This window comes from Haemophilus sp. oral taxon 036 (assembly GCF_002998595.1).
GTDB lineage: Bacteria > Pseudomonadota > Gammaproteobacteria > Enterobacterales > Pasteurellaceae > Haemophilus > Haemophilus haemolyticus_K.
Map to the genome: position 1 here is coordinate 1,368,253 of NZ_CP027235.1, position 26,504 is coordinate 1,394,756.

At 38.3% G+C, this 26,504-nt stretch carries 30 protein-coding genes; 21 read left to right on the top strand and 9 right to left on the bottom strand.

From position 1 onward, the window contains the following. Positions 1-107: 107 nt before the first annotated feature. The 3 genes from nagB to C3V42_RS06690 all read left to right on the top strand — a co-directional run bounded on the left by nagB (position 108) and on the right by C3V42_RS06690 (position 3,002). Positions 108-911, top strand: coding sequence for a glucosamine-6-phosphate deaminase (gene nagB / locus C3V42_RS06680; RefSeq protein WP_106014053.1), 804 nt, complete (start codon positions 108-110; stop codon positions 909-911). 57 nt (positions 912-968) lie between these two features. Further along, positions 969-2,114, top strand: coding sequence for an N-acetylglucosamine-6-phosphate deacetylase (gene nagA / locus C3V42_RS06685; protein ID WP_106014054.1), 1,146 nt, complete (start codon positions 969-971; stop codon positions 2,112-2,114). 132 nt (positions 2,115-2,246) lie between these two features. Next, the gene (locus C3V42_RS06690) at positions 2,247-3,002 is read left to right on the top strand and encodes a class I SAM-dependent methyltransferase (protein WP_032824169.1); all 756 of its coding nucleotides are present in this window, start codon (positions 2,247-2,249) and stop codon (positions 3,000-3,002) included. Between the two features lie 42 nt (positions 3,003-3,044). Here the strand turns inward: C3V42_RS06690 and sodA are convergent, their stop codons facing one another. Further along, a complete protein-coding gene (sodA, locus tag C3V42_RS06695; protein WP_106014055.1) occupies positions 3,045-3,698 on the bottom strand; it encodes a superoxide dismutase [Mn] in 654 nt (217 codons plus the stop codon). A gap of 261 nt (positions 3,699-3,959) precedes the next feature. Between sodA and ccmA the strand changes: the two genes are divergently transcribed. The 11 genes from ccmA (at position 3,960) to C3V42_RS06750 (ending at position 11,839) form a co-directional block, all read left to right on the top strand. Beyond that, entirely contained in the window at positions 3,960-4,598 is a 639-nt protein-coding gene (ccmA, locus tag C3V42_RS06700) for a cytochrome c biogenesis heme-transporting ATPase CcmA (protein WP_106014056.1), read from the top strand. A 4-nt stretch (positions 4,599-4,602) separates the two neighbouring features. Continuing rightward, the gene (gene ccmB, locus C3V42_RS06705; protein WP_106014057.1) at positions 4,603-5,268 is read left to right on the top strand and encodes a heme exporter protein CcmB; all 666 of its coding nucleotides are present in this window, start codon (positions 4,603-4,605) and stop codon (positions 5,266-5,268) included. Positions 5,269-5,328: 60 nt separating this feature from the next. Further along, entirely contained in the window at positions 5,329-6,069 is a 741-nt protein-coding gene (locus C3V42_RS06710) for a heme ABC transporter permease (protein WP_065246611.1), read from the top strand. A gap of 42 nt (positions 6,070-6,111) precedes the next feature. Then, positions 6,112-6,315, top strand: a complete 204-nt coding sequence (gene ccmD / locus C3V42_RS06715) for a heme exporter protein CcmD (RefSeq protein WP_005645660.1) — start codon at positions 6,112-6,114, stop codon at positions 6,313-6,315. Then, positions 6,312-6,833, top strand: a complete 522-nt coding sequence (gene ccmE / locus C3V42_RS06720) for a cytochrome c maturation protein CcmE (protein ID WP_106014058.1) — start codon at positions 6,312-6,314, stop codon at positions 6,831-6,833. Before ccmD ends, ccmE begins: the two co-directional genes overlap by 4 nt. Then, positions 6,830-8,776, top strand: coding sequence for a heme lyase CcmF/NrfE family subunit (locus C3V42_RS06725; protein ID WP_106014059.1), 1,947 nt, complete (start codon positions 6,830-6,832; stop codon positions 8,774-8,776). Before ccmE ends, C3V42_RS06725 begins: the two co-directional genes overlap by 4 nt. A 113-nt stretch (positions 8,777-8,889) precedes the next feature. Next, a complete protein-coding gene (locus C3V42_RS06730; protein ID WP_046942240.1) occupies positions 8,890-9,435 on the top strand; it encodes a DsbE family thiol:disulfide interchange protein in 546 nt (181 codons plus the stop codon). Beyond that, entirely contained in the window at positions 9,435-9,896 is a 462-nt protein-coding gene (locus C3V42_RS06735) for a cytochrome c-type biogenesis protein CcmH (RefSeq protein ID WP_106014060.1), read from the top strand. Before C3V42_RS06730 ends, C3V42_RS06735 begins: the two co-directional genes overlap by 1 nt. Continuing rightward, a complete protein-coding gene (gene ccmI, locus C3V42_RS06740) occupies positions 9,897-10,814 on the top strand; it encodes a c-type cytochrome biogenesis protein CcmI (RefSeq protein WP_106014061.1) in 918 nt (305 codons plus the stop codon). It abuts the gene before it with no gap. Positions 10,815-11,024: 210 nt separating this feature from the next. Continuing rightward, positions 11,025-11,540 carry a hypothetical protein gene (locus C3V42_RS06745; protein ID WP_106014062.1) on the top strand — a complete coding sequence of 172 codons (516 nt, stop codon included), beginning with the start codon at positions 11,025-11,027 and terminating at the stop codon, positions 11,538-11,540. A gap of 8 nt (positions 11,541-11,548) precedes the next feature. Then, a complete protein-coding gene (locus C3V42_RS06750; protein WP_106014063.1) occupies positions 11,549-11,839 on the top strand; it encodes a hypothetical protein in 291 nt (96 codons plus the stop codon). A gap of 128 nt (positions 11,840-11,967) precedes the next feature. On the opposite strand, the gene frdD is transcribed toward C3V42_RS06750, so the two are convergent. The 4 genes from frdD to frdA are packed head-to-tail and all read right to left on the bottom strand — an operon-like array spanning position 11,968 to position 15,308. Next, on the bottom strand, positions 11,968-12,312 hold the full coding sequence (gene frdD / locus C3V42_RS06755; protein WP_106014064.1) for a fumarate reductase subunit FrdD: 345 nt from the start codon (positions 12,310-12,312) through the stop codon (positions 11,968-11,970). 12 nt (positions 12,313-12,324) lie between these two features. Then, positions 12,325-12,735, bottom strand: a complete 411-nt coding sequence (gene frdC, locus C3V42_RS06760) for a fumarate reductase subunit FrdC (RefSeq protein WP_106014065.1) — start codon at positions 12,733-12,735, stop codon at positions 12,325-12,327. Positions 12,736-12,745: 10 nt separating this feature from the next. Next, complete coding sequence (locus C3V42_RS06765) at positions 12,746-13,516, bottom strand: succinate dehydrogenase/fumarate reductase iron-sulfur subunit (RefSeq protein WP_005645965.1); 771 nt, start codon at positions 13,514-13,516, stop codon at positions 12,746-12,748. Then, complete coding sequence (gene frdA, locus C3V42_RS06770) at positions 13,509-15,308, bottom strand: fumarate reductase (quinol) flavoprotein subunit (RefSeq protein ID WP_106014066.1); 1,800 nt, start codon at positions 15,306-15,308, stop codon at positions 13,509-13,511. Before frdA ends, C3V42_RS06765 begins: the two co-directional genes overlap by 8 nt. A 215-nt stretch (positions 15,309-15,523) precedes the next feature. On the opposite strand from frdA, the gene epmA reads away from it, so the two are divergent. Beyond that, positions 15,524-16,495: an elongation factor P--(R)-beta-lysine ligase gene (gene epmA / locus C3V42_RS06775; protein WP_106014067.1), complete on the top strand. Its 972-nt coding sequence runs from the start codon at positions 15,524-15,526 to the stop codon at positions 16,493-16,495. A gap of 39 nt (positions 16,496-16,534) precedes the next feature. Here epmA and cpxA read toward each other — a convergent pair whose 3' ends face one another. The 4 genes from cpxA to yejK form a co-directional block, all read right to left on the bottom strand. Continuing rightward, positions 16,535-17,947, bottom strand: a complete 1,413-nt coding sequence (gene cpxA / locus C3V42_RS06780) for an envelope stress sensor histidine kinase CpxA (RefSeq protein ID WP_106014068.1) — start codon at positions 17,945-17,947, stop codon at positions 16,535-16,537. Positions 17,948-17,951: 4 nt separating this feature from the next. Beyond that, complete coding sequence (locus C3V42_RS06785; protein ID WP_106014069.1) at positions 17,952-18,659, bottom strand: response regulator; 708 nt, start codon at positions 18,657-18,659, stop codon at positions 17,952-17,954. Positions 18,660-18,713: 54 nt separating this feature from the next. Further along, on the bottom strand, positions 18,714-19,127 hold the full coding sequence (gene bamE, locus C3V42_RS06790; RefSeq protein WP_106014070.1) for an outer membrane protein assembly factor BamE: 414 nt from the start codon (positions 19,125-19,127) through the stop codon (positions 18,714-18,716). Positions 19,128-19,191: 64 nt separating this feature from the next. Beyond that, positions 19,192-20,208: a nucleoid-associated protein YejK gene (gene yejK / locus C3V42_RS06795; RefSeq protein WP_106014071.1), complete on the bottom strand. Its 1,017-nt coding sequence runs from the start codon at positions 20,206-20,208 to the stop codon at positions 19,192-19,194. A gap of 128 nt (positions 20,209-20,336) precedes the next feature. On the opposite strand from yejK, the gene C3V42_RS06800 reads away from it, so the two are divergent. The 6 genes from C3V42_RS06800 (at position 20,337) to mlaE (ending at position 26,504) form a co-directional block, all read left to right on the top strand. Further along, on the top strand, positions 20,337-20,555 hold the full coding sequence (locus tag C3V42_RS06800) for a YejL family protein (RefSeq protein WP_106014072.1): 219 nt from the start codon (positions 20,337-20,339) through the stop codon (positions 20,553-20,555). Position 20,556: 1 nt separating this feature from the next. Then, a complete protein-coding gene (locus tag C3V42_RS06805) occupies positions 20,557-22,314 on the top strand; it encodes a DUF3413 domain-containing protein (protein ID WP_106014073.1) in 1,758 nt (585 codons plus the stop codon). A gap of 14 nt (positions 22,315-22,328) precedes the next feature. Then, positions 22,329-23,228, top strand: coding sequence for a CNNM family magnesium/cobalt transport protein CorC (gene corC, locus C3V42_RS06810; protein WP_106014074.1), 900 nt, complete (start codon positions 22,329-22,331; stop codon positions 23,226-23,228). 121 nt (positions 23,229-23,349) lie between these two features. Next, complete coding sequence (gene lnt / locus C3V42_RS06815; RefSeq protein ID WP_106014075.1) at positions 23,350-24,888, top strand: apolipoprotein N-acyltransferase; 1,539 nt, start codon at positions 23,350-23,352, stop codon at positions 24,886-24,888. Positions 24,889-24,927: 39 nt separating this feature from the next. After that, complete coding sequence (gene mlaF / locus C3V42_RS06820; RefSeq protein ID WP_048953872.1) at positions 24,928-25,722, top strand: phospholipid ABC transporter ATP-binding protein MlaF; 795 nt, start codon at positions 24,928-24,930, stop codon at positions 25,720-25,722. Next, positions 25,719-26,504 (top strand): lipid asymmetry maintenance ABC transporter permease subunit MlaE, encoded by a 786-nt coding sequence (gene mlaE, locus C3V42_RS06825; RefSeq protein ID WP_048953869.1) that lies wholly within the window; start codon positions 25,719-25,721, stop codon positions 26,502-26,504. The genes mlaF and mlaE overlap by 4 nt, the downstream gene beginning before the upstream one ends.

Consider the following 26,504-nt stretch of genomic DNA (forward strand, 5'->3'; position numbering starts at 1 on the left):
GCAATTCTCGTTTCCTGCTTCTCAGTTTTTCTATTTCGTAGTGGGGAACCATTATGTTTGACCGTTGGTTTGTTTGTCCACGGTATTAAAAATAAAGGAAGTATAGTATGCGTCTTATCCCTCTACACAACGAACACCAGGTGAGTCGTTGGGCTGCACGCCATATTGTTGATCGTATCAATCATTTTAATCCTACGGTTGAACGTCCATTCGTTCTCGGCTTACCAACTGGTGGCACACCATTAAAAACTTACCAAGAATTAATCGCACTTTGTAAAGCGGGAGAGGTGAGCTTTAAGCATGTGGTAACATTCAATATGGACGAATATGTGGGTTTACCAGAGGAACATCCTGAAAGTTATCATAGTTTTATGTATAACAATTTTTTCAATCATATCGATATTCATCCAGAAAATATCAATATTCTTAATGGCAACACGGATGATCATGATGCAGAATGTCGCCGTTATGAAGAAAAAATTAAATCTTACGGAAAAATTAATTTATTTATGGGCGGAGTGGGCAATGATGGTCATATTGCCTTTAATGAACCTGCCTCATCATTAAGTTCCCGTACTCGTATTAAAACGTTAACTCAAGACACGCTGATCGCAAATTCACGCTTTTTTGATAATGATGTAAATAAAGTGCCAAAGTATGCTTTAACTATTGGTGTAGGCACATTATTAGATGCCGAAGAAGTGATGATCCTTGCGACAGGACATCATAAGGCACTTGCTGTTCAAGCTGCTGTAGAAGGTGGTGTGAACCATATGTGGACAGTGAGTGCACTTCAATTACATCGCCATTTTGTGTTAGTTTGTGATGAACCTGCACAGCAAGAATTGAAAGTAAAAACGGTTAAATATTTTACTGAATTAGAACAACGCGCCATTCATAGCGTGTTATAAGATCCTGCCGCTCAAAAGAGTGGTAATTTTTCTGATTATTTTATTTAAGGACAAAAAATGAGATATGCATTAACAAATTGTGTGATTTACACAAAACATGATGTTTTACGTGATTTTGCTGTAATTATTAACGGTGAAATTATTGAAGCGGTAGTTCCACAAGCTGAATTAGAAACTGGTATCAAAACCATTGATTTGCAAGGTAATAATTTAACGGCTGGTTTTATTGATCTTCAATTAAATGGCTGCGGTGGCGTGATGTTTAACGATCAAACTAGCGTTGAAACCTTGGAAATTATGCAGGAAACTAACTTGAAATCAGGTTGTACAAGTTTCCTTCCTACTTTTATCACGGCACCAGATGAAAACATAAAAAGTGCGGTGAAAATTATGCGTGAATATTTAAACAAGCATAAAAACCAAGCTCTTGGTTTACATATTGAAGGGCCGTTTATCAGTGTTGAGAAAAAAGGGGTACACCGTCCTGAATATATTCGTGAAATTACGCCTGAAATGAAGGATTTCCTCTGTGAAAATGGTGATGTCATTACAAAAATTACCATTGCCGCAGAAAACCCAACCATTAACTATACGCCTGATTTTGTGAAAGCGGGCATTATTGTCTCTGTAGGGCATTCTAATGCGACTTATGAAGTCGCTAAAGCTGCATTCCACAAAGGCGCAACTTTTGCGACGCACTTGCATAATGCAATGTCGCCAATTAGTTCTGGACGTGCAATGGGCGTAGTGGGTGCAGTACTAGATTCTGATGTTTACACTGGTATTATCGTGGATGGTGTGCATATCAATTACGGCAATGTTCGCATTGATAAAAAAATCAAAGGTGACAAACTTTGTATTGTGACGGACTCTCTTGCTGCAGCAGGTGCGCCACCTGAATTGGAAACCTTCACCTTCGTAGGAAAAACCATTTATATCCGAGATGGCCGCTGTTTTGATGCGAACGGTACGATCGCTGGTGCATCAATTACCATGATAGAATCTATTAAGAATGCAGTAGAGTTTGTAGAAATTCCACTTGTTGAAGCAATTCGAATGAGTAACCTTTATCCAGCACGAGCAATTGGTGTGGATGATCGTTTAGGTTCGGTAGAAAAAGGAAAAATCGCGAATTTAGCCGTGTTTACGTCAGATTATAAAGTGACAGCAACCGTGCTCAATGGTGAATGGAAACCTAATTGATTTAAAGTGCTGTAAATTTTTCTGATCTTTTATAGCCCAACCAATCGGTTGGGTTATTTTTTGCTTTACTACTTTAATAAGAATAATTTTCATCTATAATATAAAAACCAAGTTAATTACTAGGAGATAGATATGGCAAAAGATGAAGTAGGGCATAATTTTCTTGCACGTTTAGGTAAAACTCGTTTGCGTCCAGGCGGTAAAAAAGCGACAGATTGGTTAATTGCCAATGGCGATTTTAGCCAAGATAAAAAAGTGTTAGAGGTTGCCTGTAATATGGGAACGACAGCCATTGGATTGGCGAAACAATTTGGTTGTCATATTGAAGGTGTTGATTTAGACGAACATGCGTTAGAAAAAGCACAAGCAAATATTGAAGCAAATGGCTTGCAAGAAAAAATTCATGTACAGCGTGCGAATGCGATGAAGTTGCCTTTCGAGGATGAAAGTTTTGATATTGTCATCAATGAAGCGATGCTCACGATGTTACCCGTGGAAGCGAAGAAAAAAGCCATTGCAGAATATTTTCGAGTGTTAAAACCGAATGGTTTATTGCTTACTCACGATGTTATGCTAGTGGGGAATGATCATCAAACTATTCTAGAAAATATGCGCAAAGCGATTAACGTGACGGTTACGCCATTAACGAAAGATGGCTGGAAAGGAATATTCCAAGAAAGTGGCTTTAGAAATGTTGATACTTTCTCTGGTGAGATGACCTTACTTTCACCAAAAGGAATGATTTATGATGAGGGAATTCTTGGGACGTTAAAAATCATCCGTAATGCTATGAAAGCGGAAAATCGTGAGCAATTTAAAAGAATGTTCAAAACCTTTAATGATCCTGAACATAAATTACATTTTATTGCTGTATGTAGCCAAAAATAATATAAAAAACAAAGGCCTAGTTTTCTAGGCCTTTATCTTTCATTATTTAGCACAATTACATTCTGAATGGGCTATTTTTTGTTCAAAACGTTCTGCAACGAAATCCCAGTTTACCACGTTCCAGAATTCTTTAATGTAGTCTGGACGACGGTTTTGGAATTTTAAGTAGTAAGCGTGTTCCCAAACGTCTAAACCTAAAAGTGGGAAACCTTCACAACCTGCCACTTCTTTACCCATTAATGGGTTATCTTGGTTTGCTGTTGATACCACGGCTAATTTACCTTCAGCAGTTAATACTAACCACGCCCAACCTGAACCAAAACGAGTTGCGGCTGCTTTTTCAAATTCAGCTTTAAATGTTTCTACAGAACCGAAATCACGTTCAATCGCATCTTTTAATGTACCTTGTAAAGTAGTACCTTTTTTCAAACTTTTCCAAAATAAACTGTGGTTTGTGTGACCGCCTGCATTATTGCGTAATGCACCACGTTTTTCTGCAGGGATTTTGTCAAGGTTAGAAACTAATTGACCTGGGCACATTTCCACTAATTCAGCGGGTAAACCTTCTAATGCAGCGTTTGCATTGTTTACATAAGCTTGATGGTGTTTGCTGTGGTGGATTTCCATTGTTTGCGCATCGAAATGTGGTTCTAATGCATCGTAGGCGTAGCCTAATTCAGGTAGAGTGTAAGCCATAATTTATTCCTTCTATGTAAAGACAAATTTCGTTGAGGGTTTTGGTCTATAACCAAAAGTGAGCAAATAATAGCAAAAAATTTGATTTAGATCATTAAATGTTTTTCCTTTTGCATTAATAGACGAATTTATTAAACCTTGTTTTAAATCAATAAACCTATCGATCTACACCTAAATAGTTATTTGTTTTGAGGGCTAAAATCTCGTCAAATATTTCCCTTGTGATAGAATATCGCCACTTTTTATTTTCCCTTTGCAATTATGTTTGAACCACACAAGTTATCTCTGCAAAATTTATCCTGCCAACGTGGTGAGCGAGTACTTTTTCGTGCTTTGACTTGCGATTTTAATAGCGGTGATTTTGTGCAAATTGAAGGGCATAACGGCATAGGTAAAACCAGTTTATTACGTATTCTTGCGGGTTTAGCCCAACCTTTAGAAGGCGAAGTGCGGTGGGATGCTGAAGCAATTTCTAAACAACGTGAACAGTATCATCAGAATTTGCTTTATTTAGGTCATCTTTCGGGCGTAAAACCAGAGTTAACCGCATGGGAAAATTTGCAGTTTTATCAACGAATTAGCCAAGCGGAACAAAATACTGATATTTTGTGGGATTTGCTTGAGAAAGTGGGATTGTTAGGTCGTGAAGATTTGCCAGCTGCACAACTTTCTGCAGGACAACAAAAGCGTATCGCATTAGGTCGCTTATGGCTGTCTCAAGCGCCCTTATGGATTTTAGATGAGCCGTTTACTGCGATTGATAAAAAAGGCGTGGAAATTCTAACCGTACTTTTTGATGAGCATGCTCAACGAGGTGGTATTGTGTTGTTAACCAGCCACCAAGAAGTGCCAAGTTCTCATCTGCAAAAATTGAATTTAGCGGCTTATAAAGCGGAATAACTTAATGATTTTTTTAGAAATAATTAAACGAGAACTTCAAATTGCGATGCGCAAAAATGCGGAAATTTTAAATCCGCTATGGTTCTTTTTGCTTGTGATTACTTTGTTTCCGCTTGTTATTGGGCCAGATCCAAAATTGCTTTCCCGTATCGCACCGGGTATTGCATGGGTAGCAGCATTACTTTCAGCATTGCTTTCTTTTGAACGTTTATTCCGTGATGATTTTATTGATGGTTCTCTTGAACAATTAATGTTAATTGCACAGCCCTTGCCTATGACGGCTTTAGCCAAGGTAGTTGCTCATTGGTTGCTCACTGGTTTGCCACTTATTTTGCTATCACCCATTGCCGCTTTGTTGCTTTCTCTTGAGGTCAATATTTGGTGGGCATTGGTTTTGACATTGTTACTGGGCACCCCAGTATTGAGTTGTATTGGTGCAATTGGCGTGGCTTTAACGGTGGGATTGCGAAAAGGGGGCGTGTTGTTGAGTTTGCTTGTTGTTCCGTTGTTTATTCCTGTTTTAATTTTTGCCTCATCAGTATTAGAGGCAGCAGGACTAAATGTGCCTTATGGGGGGCAACTGGCGATTTTAGGTGCCATGATGGTTGGCGCAGTAACGCTTTCGCCTTTTGCCATCGCCGCGGCACTGCGAATTAGTTTAGATAATTAATTTCATTTCACCGTATAAAAGTGCGGTGGTTTTTCTCTTTAATTTTTAAGGATCTTTTTTATGTGGAAGTGGTTACATCCTTATGCAAAACCTGAAACTCAGTATCATATCTGCGGTAAATTGAGTCCGTTATTTGCATTTTTAACGCTTATTTTACTCGGTGTTGGCATTGTATGGGGCTTAGCATTCGCCCCAGCAGATTACCAACAGGGTAATAGTTTCCGAATTATGTATGTTCATGTGCCGACAGCGATTTGGTCAATGGGAGTGTACGGTTCAATGGCGATTGCGGCTGTGGTTGCCCTTGTGTGGCAAATTAAGCAAGCTCACCTCGCCATGATTGCAATGGCACCAATTGGAGCATTGTTTACTTTCTTATCGCTTGTTACGGGCGCAATTTGGGGTAAACCAATGTGGGGCACTTGGTGGGTGTGGGATGCTCGCTTAACTGCAGAATTGATTTTATTCTTTCTTTATCTTGGTATTTTAGCGCTTTATTCTGCTTTTTCAGATCGTAATGTAGGGGCAAAAGCAGCCGGAATTTTATGCATTACAACGGTCGTGATTTTACCGATTATTCATTTTTCTGTGGAATGGTGGAACACGCTACATCAAGGTGCGAGTATCACTAAACTGGAAAAACCATCCATTGCAATTCCAATGTTGGTTCCATTAATTTTGTGTATCTTCGGTTTTTTAACCTTGTATATTTGGCTTACTTTAGTGCGTTATCGTGTGGAATTATTGAAAGAAGATGCGAAACGTCCTTGGGTTAAAGCATTGGCTCAAACACTGAAATAAAGTGCGGTTAGTTTTTTAGCGATTTTTTATAAGGAATATTTTATGTTTTTCCAGACTTGGAGTGATTTTTTTAATATGGGTGGCTACGGTTTTTACGTATGGTTATCCTATGCAATAAGTTTAGTGGCAGTTATTGCCTTAATTGTTCAAAGTGTAAAACAACGCAAGACCGTGTTACAAAATGTATTGCGTGAGCAACAACGCGAAGAACGTTTACAACAAGCAAATAAAGGGAACACACTATGAATCCAAGACGTAAATCCAGATTTAAATTAGTCATTTTTGTTGTGCTCGGCATTGCTATTGCAAGTGGGTTGATGCTGTATGCGTTGCGTCAAAATATCGACTTGTTTTATACGCCATCTGAAGTGATTCAAGGTAAGGATAATAACCCGAATCAAAAACCCGAAGTGGGACAACGTATTCGTGTTGGCGGTATGGTGGTTGAAGGCTCAGTAGTGCGTGATCCAAAAAGCTTGAAAGTGCGATTCGATTTGAATGATATTGGCCCTGCGATCACTGTGGAATATGAAGGCATTTTGCCGGATCTTTTCCGTGAAGGACAAGGTATTGTGGCTCAAGGTGTATTAACTCAGCCAACCGTTTTAACCGCGACAGAAGTATTGGCTAAACACGATGAAAATTATGTGCCACCAGAACTTGGTGAAAAAATGCAAAAAGTGCATAAACCAATGGGGATTGGTGATGCTGATTTAAAAGGCGAAAGCACACGTGATCGTCAAGAAAAAGAAGGCGCAAAATGATTGCTGAATTAGGAAATTATGCGCTGGCTTTAAGTTTGGCCGTATCGCTTATGTTGGCGATTTTCCCTTTGTGGGGGGCAGAAAAGGGCAATGTACAATTAATGGCATTAGCTCGCCCAATGACTTATGGTTTATTGGCAAGTTTAAGCATTGCTTTTGCTGCATTATTTTATTTATTCGCAGTAAATGATTTTAGTGTTCAGTATGTCGTGAATAACTCTAATACGGCTTTACCTATTTATTATCGTTTGTCTGCCGTATGGGGTTCTCATGAAGGTTCTTTATTACTGTGGATTTGGTTACTGGCCGTTTGGTCATCTGCTGTTGCTTTATTGAGTAAACATTTACCTCAAGAAGCGGTTGCTCGTGTACTTGGTATAATGGGGATTATTAGCGTCGGTTTTGTGTTGTTCGTCTTGTTCACCTCAAATCCTTTTACGCGTACTTTCCCAGATTTCCCAGTGGACGGAAAAGAACTTAATCCAATGTTGCAAGATGTAGGATTAATTTTCCATCCGCCATTACTTTATATGGGCTATGTTGGTTTTTCTGTGGCATTTGCGTTTTCGATCTCATCCTTAATGACCGGAAAATTAGATTCAGCTTGGGCGCGTTGGTCACGTCCTTGGACGCTTGCTGCTTGGGTGTTTTTGACTTTAGGTATCGTACTCGGTTCTTGGTGGGCTTATTATGAGCTTGGCTGGGGCGGCTGGTGGTTCTGGGATCCAGTTGAAAACTCCTCGTTTATGCCTTGGCTTGCTGGTACTGCATTGATTCACTCTCTTTCTGTGACAGAAAAACGAGGTTCTTTCAAAGCTTGGACGGTATTACTTGCGATTTTAGCCTTTTCACTTTGTCTGCTCGGCACGTTCTTAGTTCGTTCTGGCATCTTAGTTTCAGTTCACGCATTTGCATCGGATCCAACTCGCGGTTTGTATATTTTAGCTTACCTTGTTGTGGTGATCGGTGGTTCGCTTGCGCTCTATGCGTATAAAGGAAGTCAAATTCGCTCCCGTGATAATGCAGAACGCTATTCACGTGAAAGTATGTTGTTATTAAATAATATCTTATTAATGACCGCACTTTGCGTTGTATTCTTAGGAACGTTGTTACCACTTGTTCACAAACAACTTGGTTTAGGTTCTATTTCTATTGGTGCGCCATTCTTTGATCAAATGTTCTTAATTATTATGACACCATTTGCATTATTGCTTGGTATTGGACCTTTGGTGAAATGGCGTAGAGACCAATTTTCTGCAATTCGTACGCCTGTTGTTATCAGCGTATTTGTTATGCTGATTGCAGGTTTTGCGTTACCTTACTTCTTGCAAGATAAAATTACCATAAGTTCGGTGCTGGGTTCAATGATGACTGTAATTATTGCGTTACTTGCGCTTTATGAATTGCAACAACGTGCGACGCATCGTGAATCATTCTTTGTTGGCGTACGCAAACTATCTCGTTCTCATTGGGGAATGATGTTAGCTCACTTAGGCGTAGCAATGACTGTGTGGGGGATCGCCTTTAGCCAAAACTTCAGCGTAGAACGTGATGTTCGAATGAAGGTCGGCGAGAGTGCACAAATCGGTCGTTACGATTTTAAATTCGCTGGTGTGACGGATGCAAATGGCCCAAACTATATTGGTGGAAAAGCTCAAATTGATATTTCAAAAGATGGGAAACCAGAAGCAAGCTTATTTGCAGAAAAACGTTTTTACACAGTAAGTCGGATGTCTATGACGGAAGCCGCTATTGCTGGTGGTTTAACTCGTGACCTCTATGTGGCTCTCGGTGAAAAGATTGATGATAATTCTTGGGCGTTACGCTTATATTACAAGCCGTTTATTCGCTGGATTTGGATTGGCGGCTTGTTTATGGCGTTAGGTGGATTGTTGTGTATGTTCGATCGACGCTATCGATTTAACGCTTTATTGAAAAAATAATATGACGGCGCACCTTGATTAAGGTGTGCCTTAACTTTTAATTAGCTTATGTGAACAATGCGGGCTTTTATAAAAGTCTACTTTAGTTTTTTATATTTAAAGTGCGGTAAAAAATGAAAAAAAAATTACTCGTTCCTCTTATTCTCTTTTTATCGATAACAATTGCATTTTTAGTGCAATTAAAACGCAATGCGCAAGGTGAAGATATTAAAGCACTAGAATCTGCTTTGGTTGGAAAGCCTGTGCCGGCAAAAAATTTAACGGAGCTTTTTGAAAATAAAGCTTACACGAATGAGTTGTTTCAACAAGGTAAGCCAGTTTTGCTTAATGTCTGGGCGACGTGGTGTCCGACTTGTTATGCCGAACATCAATATTTAAACAAACTTGCTAAAGACGGTGTGCGAATTATCGGTTTAGATTATAAAGATGAATCACCTAAAGCAATGAAGTGGTTAAAAGATCTTGGCAATCCTTATAAAGTTGTTTTAAAAGATGAAAAAGGTTCTTTCGGTTTGGATTTAGGAGTATATGGGGCACCAGAAACTTTCATTGTAGATGGAAAAGGTGTGATTCATTATCGTTATGCTGGAGATGTAAACGAAAAAGTTTGGACTCAGACTTTAAAACCAATTTATGACAAACTTTCGGAGCAACAATAATGAAAAAAACATGGCTATTTTTGACCGCACTTTTGTTTAGCTCAGTGGCGTTTTCAGCTATTGACGCATTAAATTTTAGTTCTCCACAGCAAGAGAGTGATTACCACCAATTAACACAATCTTTGCGTTGCCCTCAATGTCAAAATAACAATATTGCGGATTCTAACGCAACTATTGCTGTGGATATGCGAGGCAAAGTATTTGAGCTTTTACAAGAAGGCAAATCGAAAAATGATGTAGTGGATTATATGGTGGCACGCTACGGCAATTTTGTAACTTACGATCCCCCTATGACAGCGAGTACATTAGTGCTATGGATTGCGCCATTATTGCTTGTGTTGTTAGGTGTGGTATTTTTATTAAGACGTAAACCAAAAGCTCAAAACGCGGTGAAATCCCAAGATGTTTTAACTGATGAAGATAATACGCGTTTGGCAGAATTATTAAACAAGGATAAATAGATGAATTTTGCATTAATTTTTATATTAACCACTTTAGTTGTGGCGTTAATTTGTTTTTATCCTTTATTGCGTCAATTCAAAGCGAAACATGGGCAAAAACGTGATGATTTAAATAAGGCCTTATATTTCTCACGCTTGGAAGAAATTGAGCAAGATAATTCCCAAGGTTTAGTTGAAAATGTTGAGCAGCTCAAACAAGAATTACAGAAAACTTTGCTTGATGATGTGCCGAGCAAGGTTCAAGAGAATGTGGATTCTTCAGGCAAATCTTATGGAAAAGTGTGGTTTGTATCTGGCGTGTTGGCGCTAGGAATTATCGCGGGCTCTTCTTATTTTATGGTTGGCTCTTGGCAAGCTGAGTCTATGTTAGAGCAAACTTATGAGAAATTGCCCTATTTCTTTGATCGAATGAAAGATGAAGATAAAAATCCATTTTCTGATGCAGAAATGCAGCAATTTTCTACCGCACTTCGAATCGATTTGCAGAAAAATCCAACTGATGCAAAAAAATGGTGGATGCTCGGTCAGATTGGAATGAATTTAGGTGATGTACGTTTAGCATTTGATAGTTATCAGAAGGCCAACAAGTTAGAACCAGATAATGTGCAATATAAATTAGGCTATGCTCGCGTGTTGATGTTCTCTGATGATGCGACTGATAAACTAAAAGGTGGCGATTTATTACGTGAAGTGATTCGTCAAGATCATACTAACGTTGAGGCCCTAAGTTTGCTCGCATTCCGTTATTTTGAAACGGAAGATTATAAAATGGCAGCAGTGACTTGGGCGATGATGCTGCGCTTAATGCCGAAAGATGATGAGAGGGTTCCATTAATTGAAAAAAGTATTCGTGCCGCGCGTGATGCTTTAGAAGCGCAAAACGAAGAAAAATCAAAAAGTATTACCCCTGAAAAATAACCTAGAGCATTGTAGTACTTTCTGATATAGTGCGGTAAAAATGATTATTGGTGATGAACCTATTTATTAGGTTTTCATTATGTTACTATCATAATTAATACAAATTAATTCGAACAGATAATTTATCGCTTGAAATGTTACTCTTTTTTAAGCCTGATGGTTTGAGGTTAGAGCGATATCAATATAGTAAAGACTAAGGAAAAAATAAACATGAAGCATCAATCTTATATTTCGGTTCCGTTATTTTTTCTTATGGTTAGCAGCCTTGTTATTGCTCGGGTTTCTATTGCAAGTAATATTACTTATGTTGATTCGACAGATCAAAAAAGCTTTTCGTCTGAAATTTCAGATAATGATGTACAGCTTTTGGGGCAGAGTATTGAATTAAAAGTTTATAAAATGGATGAGATGAGTTCATCTCAAACTATTTATGAATCTCCAGCTGGGATTTGTAAAGGGTTTAAGGCTAGAGGTGTAAACTATACAAATTCAACCCACAATTATCTTTCACCCAATGATAAAACAGAATATTATGGCAGCGTAACTGGCGCTACAATTTATGGTGGGAAGAATACGCAAAATTTAAGTTATGTACCCGTTTATTCTATTTCTGATAAAAAAGTATCTGATCGCATTCAAATTATAGAAAATAAGAAATTGAAGGAAAAGGCTGTTAATAATGTATCAGAAGGGAAAGCGGTGTTAACAGAAGTAATTTGTAAATAGAGGTGGATATGAAAAAAAATATTTTAGTATTAGGTATAACATGTTTATTAGTCGCATGTTCTTCTGATAATAAGCCAGATAATGGCATTTATGATATGAAAACAGTTCAGGAATATAACGCCCGAGTGCAGAGTGGAAATACTGTTGTGGCCTCACAAAAAGCTCGGGTCTCTAAACAAGAAGAAACACCACTAAAAATGAATGCGAGTGATGAGAAAGCGAAAGTAAGAATTATTAGCCCTACTCTTCCTGTGGTCCCCGCTGTTGGTGTCGGTTATTATCATTATCATAATTGGTAATAGAAATTTGTGAATTTAGACAGCTATATTTTTATAGCTGTTTTTTTTTGATTGTAAGGGTTAGAAAGGACGATAATTTTATAGCAAAAAGCGAGCTTAAGCTCGCTTTTTTATAATGAATCTAGCTCTTATAGACTCGTTACCGCAAATAACACCCAAACGGTATAAATTGTGGCTAAACCATAAAAGATAAATCCACCAGCTGGCACATGCACTTTAAGATCATGCATACCGTGGTGAATACGGTGTAAACCACACCACATTGGGAAAATAGTAAGCACTAAAATAACTAATTTACCAATCCAAGAATAAGCAAAAGTAATTAAATTATGTGCATCAACTAAACCAAATGGTAATAACAAACCGATGATTAAAATAACGACAGGGAAGAAAATTGCACTCACTGTGCCGCCTGCACCGAACATTAACCATACTGGCGGTTCGCCGGAGCGTTTTGGATTTTGATCAACCATTTTTTCTCTCCCTTAAATATAAACTAAAACTAAAGCAATCACGCTAACTAATGCGGTTACCGTCCAAAGTGCATTTCTTACAACAGTGTGTGGTAAGCGTTCATTTTTCACAATGATATTCATTACTTTTGGTGTCATTAAGAAATATGTTACCGTATGGTAAAGCGTTGCGATAAGCGTAATAATATTTAAGAACACCACAATTGGGTTTCTTAAAAACTCAATAAAACTCAAGATGCCTAAGCCTGGCATTGGATTGCTTGCGAGGCAAAGAACACCATAAAGCAACACGATACAAAACCATACAGCAAAGATTGAAGTCGCTTCACGTAGCATATAAGCTTTGTAGAAGTCCAATTTTTGCCACCAAGTCGCTGTCATTGGACGAATATATTTTTTACGTTTACTAACTGTTACTGACATTCCTTCCCCCTTAGCTTTTTGGTTTTAGCATAGAGATAACATAATCTTTGGCGCTTTCCACTTTTCCTTGGTTAATTGCAGAAGCAGGATCCACATGTTTTGGACAAACTTCTGAGCAATAGCCAACGAAAGTACAACTCCAAACCCCATTTTTACCATTTAATAATGACATACGTTTTGCTTTACCATGGTCACGGTTATCAAGATTATAACGATGAGCCATAGTAATAGCTGCAGGGCCTAAGAATTCAGGATTTAAACCAAATTGAGGGCAAGCGGCATAGCATAAACCACAGTTGATACACATTGAGAATTGACGATATTTCTCAAGCTGTGCTGGCGTTTGTTTAGTACGGCTTACTTGCAATTCTTTTGATGGATGTGGTTTACCATCTAATGCAGGTGCTTCGTTACCAATAATATAAGGTTTAATTGCCTCTAAACTTTCGATAAAGTGGCTTAAATCAACCACCAAGTCGCGTTCAATTGGGAAGTTTGCTAACGGCTCAATACGCATATGGCCGCTGTAATCACGTAAGAACGTTTTACAAGCCAATTTCGGTTTGTTATTCACCATCATCCCACAGGAACCGCAGATCGCCATGCGGCAAGACCAACGATAAGAAAGAGAGGGTTCAAGTTTATCCTTAATATAACCTAACGCATCAAGCAAGGAGGTTTGGTTATCATAAGGTACTTGATACGTACTTAGATGTGGCTCTTGATCGATTTCAGGATTGTAGCGTAATACTTCAACATTCATTACTGGTGAATTAGCCATTTGCTTGCTCCTTAGCTTTCGCAGCGGCTTCTTGAGCTTCTGCTTCCGCACCGTAAACACGTTTTGCAGGTTGAGATTTAGTAATTTTCACCGGGCTGTATTCGATGCGCGGTGCACTATTCTCATTGTAGAAAGCAAGTGTGTGTTTTAAATAATTTACATCATCACGTTCAGTGTAATCTAAGCGTTGGTGAGCCCCACGAGATTCTTTACGTTCAATCGCTGAATTTGCAATAGATTGTGCAACATCTAGGATGTAGCCTAACTCAACTGTATAAAGTACATCTGTATTGAACACGCTTGAGTTATCTGCTACACGAATACGTTTGTAACGTTCTTTTAATTCTGCAATTTTATCTACTGATTTTTGCATGCTTGCTTGGTCACGGTAAATACCACAGCCTTCTTCCATTACAGAACCCATTTCGTCACGGATTTCAGACCAAGATTCATTACCTTCTTGTTTATGAAGTGCTTCTAAACGAGCAACAACATCTTTTGCTTGAGCATCAACCGCACTTTGATTTACAGATTGAGCCTCTACAGCACGTTGTGCCGCATATTCGCCAGCAACACGACCTAACACAACAAGTTCAGCTAAAGAGTTAGATCCTAAACGGTTTGCACCATGTAAACCTGAAGATGCACACTCACCTACAGCAAATAAACCTTTGATACGAGTTTCGCTATTGAAATCAACTTCAATACCGCCCATCGTATAGTGAACAACTGGACGAACAGGGATTGGCTCATTCACTGGATTTACACCTTCATAAGCACTTGCTAATTCACAAATGAATGGCAGACGTTCATGTAAATATTTTTCACCAAGATGACGTAAATCTAAATGCACAACATCTACGCCTTTCGCAGTTTTTAAGGTATTACCTTTTTTCCATTCTTGCCAGAATGCTTGAGAAACTTTATCGCGAGGACCAAGTTCCATATATTTATTTTGTGGTTTGCCAATTGGTGTTTCTGGTCCTAGACCGTAATCTTGAAGATAGCGATAACCATCTTTATTCACTAAGATACCGCCTTCACCACGACAACCTTCTGTCATTAAAATACCAGTATTCGGTAAACCTGTTGGGTGATATTGAACAAACTCCATATCACGAAGTGGTACGCCATGACGATACGCCATAGATAAGCCGTCACCTGTTACAATACCGCCGTTGGTATTGAATTTAAATGCACGACAGCCACCACCCGTTGCAATCACAACCGCATTTGCATTAATTTGAACAAGGGAACCTTCCATCATGTTCATTGCAACCATACCACGAGCATGGCCATCATCAACAAGAATATCTAATACGAAGTGTTCATCAAAACGTTGGATTTGTGGATATTGAATAGAAGTTTGGAAAAGCGTGTGTAATAAGTGAAAACCTGTTTTATCAGCGGCGAACCAAGTACGCTCAATTTTCATTCCACCGAAACGACGTACGTTTACATCGCCATCAGCTTTACGGCTCCAAGGACATCCCCAACGTTCTAATTGAGTCATTTCTACTGGTGAATGTTGTACGAAATATTCGACAACATCCTGTTCGCAAAGCCAGTCACCACCTGCAACGGTATCTTGGAAGTGTTTATCGTAAGAATCTTCCTCTTTGATAACTGCCGCTGCGCCACCTTCTGCTGCCACGGTATGGCTACGCATTGGGTACACTTTTGAAACTAATGCAATTTTTAAGTTAGGATTTGCTTCTGCTGCTGCAATCGCTGCACGTAAACCGCCGCCACCAGCGCCAACAATCGCAATATCGACATTAACTGTTTGCACGATATCCTCCAATAAATGTAGAAAGTAAAAAATAGAAATCACCCTAAAAGGGTAATCTAGTGAGTCCATTCTGCCATTTTTTGTTACAAATTAATAACGTTTTTTATGTAGGGAAAGGGGAAAAGAACGATTTTGTGATCTACCTCAAAAAAGCTTAGATTGAGTTGAGAAGGGCTCTCGTTTACAATGATGCAAATTTAAAAATGGGAATAAAAATGACCGCACTTACTCATTGGCAACCTTCTGCCGATATAAAAAATCTTCTTAAACGTGCAAAAATTATTGCTGAAATTCGTCAATTTTTTACAGAGCGAGGATTGCTTGAAGTTGAGACGCCAGTTCTGAGTGAATTTGGCGTTACTGATTTGCACCTTTCCACATTTAGCACAGAATTTTTTGCACCTTTTGGCGAACAATCGAAAACACTTTGGCTTTCTACAAGCCCTGAATATCACATGAAACGCTTGCTTGCCGCAGGCAGTGGACCGATATTTCAAATTAGTAAAGTGTTCCGTAATGAAGAAGCCGGTAATCGCCACAATCCAGAATTTACTATGTTGGAATGGTATCGACCGCACTTTAATATGCATCGTTTAATTAATGAAGTAGATGATTTACTCCAACAAATTTTAGATTGCCCATCTGCAGAAAGTTTAAGCTACCAATTTGTTTTCCAAGAATATGTAGGTTTAGATCCTTTATCTGCAGAACGTTCAGAATTAATCGAAGCGGCGCGTAAACATAACTTTATGGCTGAAGATAATGAAGAGCGCGATACTTTATTACAGTTCTTATTTAGTGAAGTCGTTGAACCTCAAATAGGAAAAGATCGACCTGTTGCGGTTTATCATTTTCCTTCAACACAAGCCGCCCTAGCACAAGTTAGCCCAGAAGATCAGCGAGTTGCAGAACGCTTTGAGTTTTATTACAAAGGATTAGAACTGGCAAATGGTTTCCATGAATTGACAGATGCACGAGAACAAAGACATCGTTTTGAATTAGATAATCAGCAAAGGAAGAAACATGGATTGCCAATTCGAGACGTTGACGAACGTTTTCTAGCTGCATTAGAAGCAGGTTTACCAAACTCTTCTGGCGTGGCGCTGGGAGTCGATCGCCTAATTATGGTTGCGTTAGGTTGTGAGAAAATTAATGAAGTGATTTCTTTTTCCGTGGATAATGCCTAGACGAGAAGTGCGGTAAAAAATCTACCGCACTTTTGATTTTTAGTGACTGATCCATAATGGCAATCGTATAGTAACAGCAAGCCCGCCTAGTGGACTTTTTTCCGCCCAAACTTTACCCTGATGCTCTTTAATAACATTAGATACAATCGCCAGTCCCAGCCCTGTGCCACCAGTCGTCCTAGTTCGTGTTTCATCAACTCGATAAAACGGTTTGAAGATTTTTTCAAATTCATCTGGATGGACTCCAGATCCGTTGTCATCTATACGGATCCTGAGAAATTCTTCTTCTTCTTCTTCTTCTTCTTCTTGTATAAAAATATGAAGTTCGATCTTATCCTTGGTGTATTTAAGTGCATTTGTCACAATATTTTCAACCGCACTTTCCAGCAATCTAAAATTGCCGTTAAGTTGTAATTCATTTTTGGGTAAACGAATATTTGTGAGAAACGTTATACCACGTTGCTCTGCCTCAAATTTTGCATCGTTGATAATATCAGTCCAAAGCGTATTAGCATAAAAAATATCCCGTTCCATTTGGCTATTCATTTGCTGGCGTGAAAGTAGGAGCAATTCACTAATCATTTTATCCATTCGCCCAATTTCTCTTTCAATGCGTTTTACGCTATCTGTTTCACCACATTCATGGCGAACAAGCGCTGTAGCTAGTTGTAAACGTGCTAGTGGTGTTTTAAGCTCATGTGAAATGGAAGACAGTAAAGATTGTTGATTGGAGATAAGATTGTCAATCGCCGTTGACATTCTATTAAAACTTCTTCCAACTTGTCGAAGCTCAAGAGGGCCTGATAGGGATAAGTTACGATCAATTTTAAAGTTCCCTAAGGCGACAGAATTTGCGGCTTCTTGTAAACGAGATATTGGGTTGACAATGGTTTTTGTGAACCACCAGAGTAATGGTGTAGTAATTAATAAGATTAAGAAACCAAGCATAGCTGGGTTATCAAATAAATAATTTAAAATTGCTTGTTGTGGATTTATATGATTAATGAAGAATAAAGCATATTTGTCAGGTTTATCACTAAGATAAATTTGGAATGGGCCAACAATTTGTAAATCATTGAAAGTTTTTTGTTTGGGATGAGAAAAATCATCAGAAACAACAGAGAATGCTAAAATCGCATCACGCTCTTCCGGTAATTCACCTAATATATTTTGGGTTTGTAAATTGACTAAAACAGGACGATATGGGTTGTATTTATCTGTTGGCAATACGGGGGCCTCTACGAGTAGATTACTAAGTTGTTTATTCCGTATTGTATCCATAATTCTTTTCTGGTAGTTGATTACTTCAGATTCTTTTAAAGGAGTATAAATTCGAAGATCAAAATAAGGCATGATAACAATAAGTGTCATCATGGCAAAGAATGCTATCCAGAAAACTGAAAATGTACGTATGGCTAATTGGTTAATATTAAAAATCTTAGTGAGTTTCATTATTCTATGGCACTAAAAGATATCCACGTCCACGTAATGTTCTAAACCAAGGTAGATCATTCTCTCGGAGAGGGAGTTTTTTACGTAGATTTGACATATGCATATCAATGGAACGGTCAAAGGGAGTAAGAGGCTTGCCCAATACTTTCTCACTGAGTTCATCTCTGGTTGCGCTACCATTTGGAGATTGAATTAATTGGTAAAATAGTAAAAATTCGGTGCTAGTTAAATTTAAATCTTTACCTTGATAAATAGCTCGTTGAGAAATTGGATGTAATTCAATCCCGTGAAAGGATATTACTGAATTTTCATTTTCAGAATTTTTTGTAGATTCCCCGTTTTCTGTTTTGAGGAGGACGCTACGGCGTAAAATAGCTTTTATACGGGCAATAAGTTCACGATCATTAAATGGTTTAGGCAAATAATCATCCGCACCCAATTCTAAACCAAGCACGCGATCAATGTCTTCGCCTCTTGCAGTGAGCATCATCACTGGCACATTAGAGACTTTACGAATTTCTTTTAATGTATCAAGACCATTTAACTTCGGCATCATCACATCAAGTAAAACCAACTCATGGCTTTCATCAAGTTTTTGTAATGCCTCTAATCCATTATTTGCTGTTTGAACATCAAACCCTTCTAGCGTTAAAAGGGATGAAAGCAATTCTGTCAATTCAACGTCATCATCAACGAGCAAGAGTTTTGACATTGGGGATTCCTTTTTATCAATCGTTCTTGTTGTAGTGCGGTGAAAATAGAAAGATTATTTCCAGAATTGCCACCAGCTTGATTTTGGTTGCTCACCAGTTTGAATAATGGTGTTGTTCTCGCCTTGTTGCGAAACTTCTGGCAAAGGTTTATCAAGATTGGTTTCTGTCACAATACCACGTTGATCAAATTTTACAGTGAAAGTATGTTGAACAGGTGTTTCATAAGCACGTTGTTGTAAGAACACATAATACCAAGTCTGACTATCATAAGGATCGATTAATACTGGTGTACCCAACAAATATTGTACTTGTTGAGCAGTCATGCCTTCTTTAACTTGAGCAACTGTAGTCGCTTCTAAATAGTTGCCTTGCGGTACATCAATTCGATATACAACTTTTTCAACGGTGGAACAAGAAGCGACGCTTAATGCTAAAAAGGTTGCGCCTAAAAGTGTTTTAACTTGCATTTTCTTTACCTTATTTGTGCAAAAGTACTGTCAAATAATACCCAAGTTTGAGCATATTTCCAAATTAATTCTCTGATTTTAAAGCCTTTTGTAATTGATCTTTTAAATTCGGCGGTAAACCCTTGATAGTAAGTGTATCCGTCATCGGTTCCCATTGAATTCGAGTATTTAATAAATCAGCATCGAAACTAATACTCACCCCCTTTCCTGAACCCGTGAATTTCGTTAGGGATTTTAAGGTTGAACGTACTGGCGGAATGCTGTCTTCCAAGCCATAATTCTGTTCTCCCGCAAAGGTAACAAAAGGCTGTTCGTTTAGAGTGGGTAAGGAATCAGAAAGTTCCTGTAATTCAATTTCATCACCGCCAGCAAGTTGAGCTTTGCAATATTCAAACACTTGTTTTTTCACCGCTTGAGTTTGCTCTTTGTTAAGTTCACCTTGATCACAATAATCACTCACTGCTTGCAATAAACATTGGTTTTGGACTTGTGGATTTAATCCTTCTTCGGCACCTAAAAAATCCATGAAAAAATCACTAATTTTGCGACCGACACGGCCTTTTATGAAAGTTAAATAACGATTAGAGTTTGCATTCACCTGCAAATCCGTCAAATTCACTCTTGCCGCAATATCAAACTGAGTAATATCAAGATATTCTGTACGGCGAATATCTAAATACTCATCGACTAACATACTACGACGGCTATCAAGCAATGCAATAAACAAATAATCTGTCGCTAAGAAATTATATTGACATAAAATCAAAGTACCACTTTCAGCAAAATTATATTTACCTAGCTCATCTGCAAGCAATTTTGTTGAATATTGACTAAAACCTAAAAACTCAATTTCTTGTTCCAATAAACGATTTAAATGTTGTGCAAAGATAGACTTTTCCTGAAACACGCCAAAAGCCTTAGCTTTATTTTGATAGCCTTGATGAAGTTGCAACATCATTTGTTCTACTTCTGGCGTAATTGACAACAACTCATCGCGTAATACGCTTTCCATTTTTATGCTGTCGCCATCCACATTTTTGACTAACTGATGCAAAACAATTTGATTAACGGTAATACTCATTTTTGTCACCTTTGAAAAACTTGCTGCAAATTATAACCGCACTTTTTAAGCAAGAAAAAAGAAATTATTTAGGTTCTACCAAATAATCAGGTATCATAAGCCAAATTTTTTGTTTTATTTTTAACATTATGGCTCAACATTCTAAATATTCTGATGCTCAATTAAGTGCGATTGTAAACGATATGATCGCAGTGCTAGAAAAGCATAAAGCCCCTGTAGATCTCTCCTTAATCGCACTTGGGAACATGGCAAGTAATTTATTAACCACCAGTGTGCCACAAACTCAACGCGAACCATTAGCTCAAGCGTTTTCTAATTCCTTAATTAATGCGGTAAAAACACGTTAATATGAAATGGATTAAAAAAGGCACCTTCAGCGGCAAACAATACCGCGATGACGTTTCACGAAAAATTTCGTGGGGCCATTGGTTTGCCTTTTTTAATATTATTGTTGCTATTCTTATTGGCACTCGTTATGCCTTTATCATTGACTGGCCGGATACTCTCGCAGGAAAACTTTATTTCTTTGTGAGTTTGCTCGGGCATTTCAGTTTCAACGTTTTTGCGTTGTACTTACTCGTTGTCTTTCCACTGAGTTTCATTGTTAAAAATCACCGCACTTTTCGCGGATTAACCGTGATATTTTCCACGATTTGTACAACCTTATTATTATTTGATACCGCCGTTTTCAATCGTTTTAATCTGCATTTATCCTCTGTTGTATGGAATTTGCTGGTCAACCCAGAAAATGGTGAAATGTCACGCGATTGGCAAATTTTCTTTGCACCAATGCCAATAATTTTACTGGCACAAATGTTATTTTCTCGCTGGAGTTGGGAAAAATTACGCAGTCTTGAACGCCAAAAATGGCTAAAAGGCACTGGTATATTCTTAACCGCAACGTTCATTGCGACGCATTTAATTTATGCTTGGGCGGATGCTTATTTGTATCGCCCGATCACCATGCAACGCTCTAATTTCCCTTTATCTTATCCAATGACAGCTCGTTCTTTTTTAGAAAAACACGGTTTCTTGGATGGAGAAGAATATACGCAAAAATTGGCGCAAGAAGGCCGTTTAGATGCCTTAAAAATTGATTATCCGAAAAAAGAACTCACTTATGCACCAATTACGCATAAACCTAATATTCTGATCGTAACGGTTTCGGGTTTACGCCATGATGCGATTTCTAATGAAAAGATGCCAAAACTTGCTGAATTTGCAACAAGTTCAACGGAATTTACTAATCATTACAGCACAGGCAACAGTAATAACGCAGGCTTAATTGGGTTATTTTACGGGCTAAATGCAAATTACACCGATAGCATTTTAAGCAATCATACCCAATCTGTTTTAATCAAAAAATTACGTGCTGAAAATTATCAATTGGGTTTATTTTCTGCTACGAATTTCAAAGATAGCGTATTCCGCCAAGCATTATTTCGTGAAATGAAACTTTCATCGAATAAAACCAACAAACCAAATAATGAAAGTGCGGTAAAAAATCTCAATGATTTTATTAAAGCACAAAAAACTGACTCACCTTGGTTTGCTTATTTGGATTTAGCCTTGGAGGCTAAAAAACCATCAGACTATGACCGCACTTTGCAGGATATTGATTCTCTTTTAGCAAAAGCGTTAGAAGCTACACCGCTTGAAAATACATTAGTCATTATCACGTCAGAGCATGGTTTAACCTTTAATGAAATTAATGAAAAAGAGCGAGAAAACTACTTTGGGCGCGATGAAGTTCAAGTGCCATTGCTTGTATATTGGAAAGATTTACCAGTAGGCAAACAAAATGGATTAAGCAGTCATACCGATATTTTACCTGCATTGATGAGACAAATTTTCCATGTAGAAAATAGATTAATGGATTATACACAAGGGTCTAATTTATTTGACCTGAGCGGGCGTGATTGGGTTCAAGCGTCTAATTTCAATTGGAATGTAATTATTCAATCAGATGGCACTCAATATCATATTAATCGTAAAGGTAACTACAAAAAATTTAACCCTAACTATGAGGAGCAATCTTCGGATAGACCGCCGTTAGGCTTATTCTTGGAAACGTTTCAACTTGAAAATCAATTTTTTGAAAAATAGATAGATAAAATAATATGAACGATGAACAGCAAAATTTAAACCAATCTGAAAATACGAAAAAACCTTTTTTCCAATCTTTATTTGGTCGTTTTTTTCAAGGTGAACTAAAAAATCGTGAAGAACTTGTGGAAGTAATTCGCGATTCAGAACAAAACGATTTAATTGATCAAAATACTCGTGAAATGATTGAAGGCGTGATGGAAATCGCGGAGCTTCGTGTTCGCGATATTATGATTCCTCGTTCACAAATTATTTTTATTGAAGATCAACAAGATTTAAATACTTGTTTAAACACAATTATTGAATCCGCTCATTCTCGTTTCCCTGTGATTGCCGATGCGGATGATCGCGATAATATCGTAGGTATTTTACATGCGAAAGATTTATTGAAATTTTTACGTGAAGATGCCGAAGAGTTTGATTTATCTTCATTATTGCGCCCCGTCGTGATTGTGCCAGAAAGCAAAAGAGTGGATCGTATGTTGAAAGATTTCCGCTCTGAGCGTTTCCATATGGCTATTGTGGTGGACGAATTTGGTGCGGTATCAGGCCTTGTTACCATTGAAGATATTTTGGAACAAATTGTTGGCGATATTGAAGATGAGTTTGATGAAGAAGAAGTCGCGGATATTCGTCAGCTTTCTCGTCATACCTATGCTGTGCGTGCGCTCACAGATATTGATGATTTCAATGCGCAATTTAATACAGATTTTGATGATGAAGAAGTCGATACCATTGGTGGGCTGATTATGCAAACTTTTGGTTATTTACCAAAACGTGGTGAAGAAATTACGTTGGAAAATCTTCAATTTAAAGTCACCTCGGCAGATAGTCGCCGATTGATTCAACTTCGAGTCACAGTGCCAGATGAACATTTGGCAGAAATGGATGATGTGGAAGAAAAAGCCGAATAGCATTTTATCATCCTCAATGATGGCGCGCGTTTTCTAACGCGTGCTTTTTATTTACTTGAAATGGGATTTCAAATTCCAATACAAAAGATGCTCGTAAGGGCGTGCAAAATATATTGAATTTATGAATAAATATTTTACTTATCTTATTGCGATTATATCTGGTTTAGTCGGTGTTTTTGCTTTTTCGCCATTTGATTATTGGCCTTTAGCCTATGTTTCTTTACTCGGTTTACTTTATGTCGCTAAAAATCCTAAAAAATCCACCGCACTTTTAGCGACGTTTTTGTGGTCGATGGGATTTTTCTGCTTTGGGGTAAGTTGGCTTAATGTCAGTATTCACCAATTTGGCGGCGCGTCTTTAGGTGTGAGTTATTTCCTTGTCGGTTTACTTGCGGCTTATCTTGCACTATACCCGATGCTCTTTACCTATTTGGTTCAGCATTTCCAAGTTCAAAGTGCGGTAATTTTTGCCGTGATTTGGACATTTACAGAGTTTTTACGTGGTTGGATTTTTACTGGTTTTCCTTGGCTTCAGTTTGGTTATACACAAATTGACAGCCCATTTTATGGCATCGCCCCGATTTTTGGGGTAACAGGATTGACGTTCTTTAGCGTTTGGGCAAGTGCGGTAATTTTTAATCTCGTTTCGTCTTTGTTTAAAACGAGAAATCTTAAATTAGTCTTGGCGAACGTTTTGTTATTGATCATAGTGGGAGGGGGGAGTGCTTATTCATCCCGAATTCACTTTGTAAAATCTGTTAAAGATAAGGCAATTTCAGTCACGCTTGCTCAAGGAAATATTGAACAAAATCTCAAATGGGATCCAGCTTATTTTTATTCTACTTTGGAGATTTATCAAAAATTAATCGCAGAAAATCTTGGTAAAACAGATTTAATTATTTTGCCTGAATCCGCATTGCCAACTCTTGAAAATGCGATTACGCCATTTTTTGAAGAATTAGATCGAGTTGCTAAAGAAACGAAAACGGAGATAATGGTTGGAACGGTATTCCAAGATATGAAATCTGGTAAATTGCTTAATTCCATTATGACCGCTGGAAACCCAGACTTTCCTTATCAGCCAGATACGTCAAATCGTTATAGTAAGCATCATCTAGTGCCTTTCGGTGAATATGTTCCGCTAGAAAGTATTTTGCGACCACTTAATTCAGTGTTTAATTTACCGATGTCTGCATTTCAAAGCGGGGATGCGATTCAGCCATCTTTAATGGCAAAAAAACGCACTTTTTCGCCAGCAATTTGCTATGAGATTATTTTTGGTGAACAAGTGCGGCAAAATTTGAAACAAGATACAGATTATTTGCTCACAATTTCTAATGACGCTTGGTTTGGTGATTCGATTGGACCTTGGCAACATTTACAGATGGCAAGAATGCGCGCTTTAGAATTGGGGAAACCGCTTATTCGTGCAACGAATACGGGGATTTCAGTCTTTGTTGATGCACAAGGTAAGGTGTTAGCGCAGGCACCGCAGTTTATTGAAACAACGTTGACGCATAAAATTGCACCTGCGGAAGGTAAAACGCCTTATTCTGTGTTGGGAAATATGCCTTTATATGCTTTATCATTGTTGTTTTTAGTATTACACGGCATGATGGCGTTTGTTCGTCGTAAGATGAACCTTTCACAAAAACGCTAGTCAAAACGACCGCACTTTTTATTTATAAACGAGATTTTAATGAATCAAAATCTAATTGAAGTTAAGGATCTCACCTTTAAACGCGGTGAACGCGTGATTTACGATAACCTGAATTTGCAAGTAAAAAAGGGAAAAATCACTGCGATCATGGGGCCGTCGGGGATTGGTAAAACCACCTTACTTAAATTGATCGGTGGGCAGTTAATACCAGAACAAGGTGAAATTTTGTTTGATGGGCAAGATATTTGTCGCCTATCTAATAGTGAACTGTACGAAGTACGCAAGCGGATGGGGATGTTATTTCAATCCGGTGCGCTTTTTACGGATATTTCTACTTTTGATAATGTCGCCTTTCCAATTCGTGAACATACGAATTTGCCTGAAAGTTTAATTCGTCAAATTGTGTTGATGAAATTAGAGGCGGTTGGGTTGCGAGGCGCTGCCGCATTGATACCTTCAGAACTTTCTGGTGGTATGGCTCGTCGAGCTGCATTAGCACGCGCTATTGCTCTTGATCCAGATTTAATTATGTTTGATGAGCCATTTACAGGGCAAGATCCGATCAGTATGGGCGTAATTTTGAGCCTAATTAAACGATTAAATGAAGCGTTAAATTTGACTTCTATCGTAGTGTCACACGATGTGGAGGAAGTATTGAGTATTGCAGATTATGCCTATATTATTGCAGACCAAAAAGTCATCGCAGAAGGGACATCTGAGCAGCTTTTACAAAGCCAAGATCCGCGAGTGGTGCAATTCTTAAAAGGTGAATCTGATGGTCCAGTGCGCTTTAAGTACCCAGCGCAAGATTATGTGAAGGAATTGTTTGAATGATCGTCAATTTTATTTCTGCTTTAGGAAAACAGGTGATCGACTTTTTCCGTGCATTAGGGCGAGCAGGTTTTATGTTATTTGGCGCATTGATCGGCAAGCCACAAATTCGTAAGCATTTTCCTTTGCTTGTGAAGCAAATGCATGTTTTAGGTGTTCAATCGTTACTCATTATTTTGTTGTCTGGTTTATTTATTGGAATGGTATTAGGACTACAAGGTTATGTCGTGTTAGTCGATTTTTCTGCTGAAACAAGTCTGGGGCAGCTTGTAGCACTTTCTCTTTTGAGAGAATTAGGCCCTGTTGTTACCGCACTTTTATTTGCTGGTCGAGCGGGGTCTGCATTGACGGCTGAAATAGGCTTAATGAAAGCCACTGAACAACTTTCTAGTCTTGAAATGATGGCTGTTGATCCTTTACGTCGAGTGATTGCACCTCGTTTTTGGGCAGGCGTTATTTCCATGCCAATTTTGTCAATCTTGTTTATCACGATTGGTATTTGGGGTGGTTCCTTAGTTGGTGTGGATTGGAAAGGTGTTGATTCAGGCAGCTTTTGGTCTGTGATGCAAAATTCTGTGAGTTGGAGCTATGATATTTTAAATGGTTTTATTAAAGCGGTTTTCTTTGCGGTAGCCGTAACTTGGATTGCGCTGTTCAATGGTTATGATTGTATGCCAACATCAGAAGGTATCAGCCAAGCTACAACACGAACAGTTGTGCATGCCTCTCTTGTTGTTCTAGGATTAGATTTTATTTTGACTGCTATTATGTTTGGAGCAGGTTAA

Bases quoted from the DNA above. Each gene is read 5' to 3' on its own strand.
- nagB (WP_106014053.1), top strand. From the start codon at position 108: ATGCGTCTTATCCCTCTACACAACGAACACCAGGTGAGTCGTTGGGCT.
- nagA (WP_106014054.1), top strand. From the start codon at position 969: ATGAGATATGCATTAACAAATTGTGTGATTTACACAAAACATGATGTT.
- C3V42_RS06690 (WP_032824169.1), top strand. From the start codon at position 2,247: ATGGCAAAAGATGAAGTAGGGCATAATTTTCTTGCACGTTTAGGTAAA.
- sodA (WP_106014055.1), bottom strand. From the start codon at position 3,698: ATGGCTTACACTCTACCTGAATTAGGCTACGCCTACGATGCATTAGAA.
- ccmA (WP_106014056.1), top strand. From the start codon at position 3,960: ATGTTTGAACCACACAAGTTATCTCTGCAAAATTTATCCTGCCAACGT.
- ccmB (WP_106014057.1), top strand. From the start codon at position 4,603: ATGATTTTTTTAGAAATAATTAAACGAGAACTTCAAATTGCGATGCGC.
- C3V42_RS06710 (WP_065246611.1), top strand. From the start codon at position 5,329: ATGTGGAAGTGGTTACATCCTTATGCAAAACCTGAAACTCAGTATCAT.
- ccmD (WP_005645660.1), top strand. From the start codon at position 6,112: ATGTTTTTCCAGACTTGGAGTGATTTTTTTAATATGGGTGGCTACGGT.
- ccmE (WP_106014058.1), top strand. From the start codon at position 6,312: ATGAATCCAAGACGTAAATCCAGATTTAAATTAGTCATTTTTGTTGTG.
- C3V42_RS06725 (WP_106014059.1), top strand. From the start codon at position 6,830: ATGATTGCTGAATTAGGAAATTATGCGCTGGCTTTAAGTTTGGCCGTA.
- C3V42_RS06730 (WP_046942240.1), top strand. From the start codon at position 8,890: ATGAAAAAAAAATTACTCGTTCCTCTTATTCTCTTTTTATCGATAACA.
- C3V42_RS06735 (WP_106014060.1), top strand. From the start codon at position 9,435: ATGAAAAAAACATGGCTATTTTTGACCGCACTTTTGTTTAGCTCAGTG.
- ccmI (WP_106014061.1), top strand. From the start codon at position 9,897: ATGAATTTTGCATTAATTTTTATATTAACCACTTTAGTTGTGGCGTTA.
- C3V42_RS06745 (WP_106014062.1), top strand. From the start codon at position 11,025: ATGAAGCATCAATCTTATATTTCGGTTCCGTTATTTTTTCTTATGGTT.
- C3V42_RS06750 (WP_106014063.1), top strand. From the start codon at position 11,549: ATGAAAAAAAATATTTTAGTATTAGGTATAACATGTTTATTAGTCGCA.
- frdD (WP_106014064.1), bottom strand. From the start codon at position 12,312: ATGGTTGATCAAAATCCAAAACGCTCCGGCGAACCGCCAGTATGGTTA.
- frdC (WP_106014065.1), bottom strand. From the start codon at position 12,735: ATGTCAGTAACAGTTAGTAAACGTAAAAAATATATTCGTCCAATGACA.
- C3V42_RS06765 (WP_005645965.1), bottom strand. From the start codon at position 13,516: ATGGCTAATTCACCAGTAATGAATGTTGAAGTATTACGCTACAATCCT.
- epmA (WP_106014067.1), top strand. From the start codon at position 15,524: ATGACCGCACTTACTCATTGGCAACCTTCTGCCGATATAAAAAATCTT.
- cpxA (WP_106014068.1), bottom strand. From the start codon at position 17,947: ATGAAACTCACTAAGATTTTTAATATTAACCAATTAGCCATACGTACA.
- C3V42_RS06785 (WP_106014069.1), bottom strand. From the start codon at position 18,659: ATGTCAAAACTCTTGCTCGTTGATGATGACGTTGAATTGACAGAATTG.
- bamE (WP_106014070.1), bottom strand. From the start codon at position 19,127: ATGCAAGTTAAAACACTTTTAGGCGCAACCTTTTTAGCATTAAGCGTC.
- yejK (WP_106014071.1), bottom strand. From the start codon at position 20,208: ATGAGTATTACCGTTAATCAAATTGTTTTGCATCAGTTAGTCAAAAAT.
- C3V42_RS06800 (WP_106014072.1), top strand. From the start codon at position 20,337: ATGGCTCAACATTCTAAATATTCTGATGCTCAATTAAGTGCGATTGTA.
- C3V42_RS06805 (WP_106014073.1), top strand. From the start codon at position 20,557: ATGAAATGGATTAAAAAAGGCACCTTCAGCGGCAAACAATACCGCGAT.
- corC (WP_106014074.1), top strand. From the start codon at position 22,329: ATGAACGATGAACAGCAAAATTTAAACCAATCTGAAAATACGAAAAAA.
- lnt (WP_106014075.1), top strand. From the start codon at position 23,350: ATGAATAAATATTTTACTTATCTTATTGCGATTATATCTGGTTTAGTC.
- mlaF (WP_048953872.1), top strand. From the start codon at position 24,928: ATGAATCAAAATCTAATTGAAGTTAAGGATCTCACCTTTAAACGCGGT.
- mlaE (WP_048953869.1), top strand. From the start codon at position 25,719: ATGATCGTCAATTTTATTTCTGCTTTAGGAAAACAGGTGATCGACTTT.